The organism is Streptomyces sp. NPDC014676, assembly GCF_043084105.1.
In the GTDB taxonomy this organism is placed as follows: Bacteria; Actinomycetota; Actinomycetes; order Streptomycetales; family Streptomycetaceae; genus Streptomyces.
On sequence record NZ_JBIBZI010000046.1, the window covers coordinates 1 to 2,882 of the forward strand.

The 2,882-nt window shown below is 72.4% G+C and carries 1 protein-coding gene; it reads left to right on the top strand.

What is annotated here, in order from left to right; all coding sequences use genetic code 11:
* Positions 1–54 precede the first annotated feature (54 nt).
* A partial coding sequence (locus tag ACF1DX_RS38995) for an acyltransferase domain-containing protein (protein WP_391795878.1) occupies positions 55–2,882 on the top strand: 2,828 nt, incomplete at its 3' end.

Sequence of the window (2,882 nt, forward strand, 5' to 3'; positions counted from 1 at the left end):
CTGCTGACCGAACCGGTGGAATGGGTGCGGGATTCGGGGCCGCGCCGGGCGGGTGTGTCCTCGTTCGGCATCAGCGGCACCAACGCCCACGTCATTTTCGAACAGCCCGACCGAGAACTGGTGTTGCAGCCGCAGACGGCACAAGAACCGGAGACCGTGCCTGGTGTGGTGCCGTGGGTTCTCTCCGGTAAGAGTGAGGCCGCGCTGCGTGCGCAGGCCGAGCGGCTGCGGGAGTTCGTGGCGGGCGCCGGGATCCGTGGCGTGGACCTCGGGTTCTCGTTGGCGACGCAGCGGTCCGTGTTCGAGCACCGTGCCGTGGTGCTGGCGCAGGACAAGTCGGCCGCTCTGGAAGCGTTCGCTGCGGGGCGTCCGGACGCGGGTGTCGTGGAGGGTCTGGCCGATGGAGGCCGTACCGCCTTCCTGTTCTCGGGGCAGGGTTCGCAGCGGCTCGGTATGGGACGTGAACTGTACGCTCGTTTCCCGGTGTTCGCGGAGGCGTTCGACGCGGTGTGCGCGGGGCTGGACGAGCACCTGGACCGGTCGCTGCGTGAGGTCGTGTGGGGCGACGACGAGGAGGCGCTGAACGGGACCGCGTATACCCAGGCCGGGCTGTTCGCCCTGGAAGTGGCGCTGTACCGCCTGCTCGACGCCTGGGGCGTGCGCCCCGGCTACGTCGCCGGACACTCGATCGGCGAGATCGTGGCCGCGCATGTGGCGGGTGTGTTCTCCCTCGCCGACGCGTGTGCGCTGGTGGCCGCTCGCGGCCGGCTGATGCAGGCGCTGCCCGCCGGTGGTGCGATGGTCGCCGTCGAGGCGACGGAGGCCGAGGTGCTGCCCCATCTGACGGGTGAGGTGTCGGTCGCGGCGGTCAACGGCCCGTCTTCGGTGGTGGTTTCGGGTGCGGAGGCCGCTGTGGAGGCGGTGGCGGAGGTGTTCCGCGGGCTGGGTCGTCGTACGTCCCGGCTGCGGGTGTCGCACGCCTTCCACTCGCCGCTGATGGAGCCGATGCTGGAGGAGTTCCGCGCGGTCGCCGAGGGGTTGTCCTACGCCGACCCGCTGCTTCCCGTCGTCTCCAACGTGACCGGCCGCATCGCCGCATCCGGTGAACTCACCACGCCCGCCTACTGGGTGACCCATGTCCGTGAGGCCGTGCGTTTCGCCGACGGAGTTCGTGCCCTGGCCGGTGAGGGTGTCACGCGGTTCGTGGAGCTGGGCCCGGACGGTGTGCTGAGCGGCATGGCCCGCGAGAGTGCCGGCGGCGAGGCACACCTGATCCCGCTGCTGCGCAAGGACCGTGACGAGGAGTCGGCGGCACTGACCGCGCTCGCCCGGCTGCACGTGGCCGGGACCCGGGTGGACTGGGCCGCCTACCTCACCGGCACCGGTGCACGGGCCGGGACCGTCGACCTGCCGACCTACGCCTTCCAGCGGCAGCGCTACTGGCCCGCCGGTGCGCTGACCCGGGCCGGGGACGTGCGGTTCGCCGGACTCGGAGCGGCCGAGCACCCGCTGCTGGGCGCAGCCGTCGAACTGGCCGGCACCGAGGGCTCGGACGGGATGGTGTTCACGGGCCGGCTGTCGGTGCAGTCCCACCCGTGGCTGGCCGACCACGCGGTGCGGGGCTCGGTGCTGGTGCCGGGCACGGCCCTGCTGGAGCTGGCGATCCGTGCGGCCGACGAGGTCGGCTGCGACACGGTCGAGGAACTGACCCTCTCCGCGCCGCTGGTGCTGCCCGACCACGGCGGCACCCGCATCCAGGTGCGAATCGGCACGCCCGATGCCAACGGCCGATGCACCCTGGGCATACACGCGCGGGGTGAGGACGACGTCCGGGCCCCGTGGACCGTCCACGCCACCGGAATCCTGGCTCCCACGGCTCCTGCGGCTTTCGTGAACGAGGTGCGGTCCGACTTCGACGCGTCCGTGTGGCCCCCGAAGGAGGCCCGCGCGGTCGATGTGACGGACTGCTACGAGCGCCTGGCCGACGCCGGGTTCGCCTACGGTCCCGCGTTCCGCGGCCTTCGTGCCGCATGGCGCCGAGGCGACGAGCTGTTCGCCGAGGTCGCCCTCGATGAAGAAACGGACGGCAGCGCCTTCGGTCTCCACCCGGCTCTGTTCGACGCTGCCCTGCACGCTTTCGCGCTCGACGACGACGGCCGCGGGGGAGTGCCGTTCTCCTGGACCGGAGTGACACTGCACGCCTCCGGAGCCTCGGCCCTGCGGGTCAGGCTGACCCGGGACGCCGACGGGACCATGGCCCTGGAGCTGGCCGACCCGGCAGGCGCTCCCGTCGCCTCGGTGGAATCCCTGGTCGTCCGGCCCCTGGCGGCCGGACAGCTGAGCGCTGCGACCCATGACTCCCTCTACCAGGTGGACTGGGTGCAGGCGCGGGGCACGCGGGCCGCCGAAGCGTCCTCCGAACCGGTCACGGTCTCGGGGGCGCCCGAACTCGAGGCGCTGGTTCAAGGCGAGGTGCCGGCAACGGTGCTGGCCACCGTGCCCGGCACCGCGGACGGTGTCGTCGGATCCGTGCACGATGCGGCCGTATGGGCGCTGGAGCTGGTGCGGTCGTGGCTGGCGAACGAGCGGTGCGCGCAGTCGCGTCTGGTGTTCGTGACGCGCGGTGCCACGGAGGGCGGTGACCTGGCGGGTGCCGCAGTGTGGGGTCTGGTGAGGTCGGCTGTCTCGGAGCACCCGGGCAGGTTCGGTCTGCTGGACGTCGAGCCGGGTGCGGTGCTGTCGGCCGGGCTGCTGGAGGCCGCCCTGGCCGTGGGTGAGGCCGAGGTCGCGGTGCGTGGGGGTGAGGTGCTGGTGCCTCGTCTGGCGCGGGTGGTGTCCGGGTCCGGTGCGGATGCCGCGGTCTGGGATGTGGCCGGGGGCAC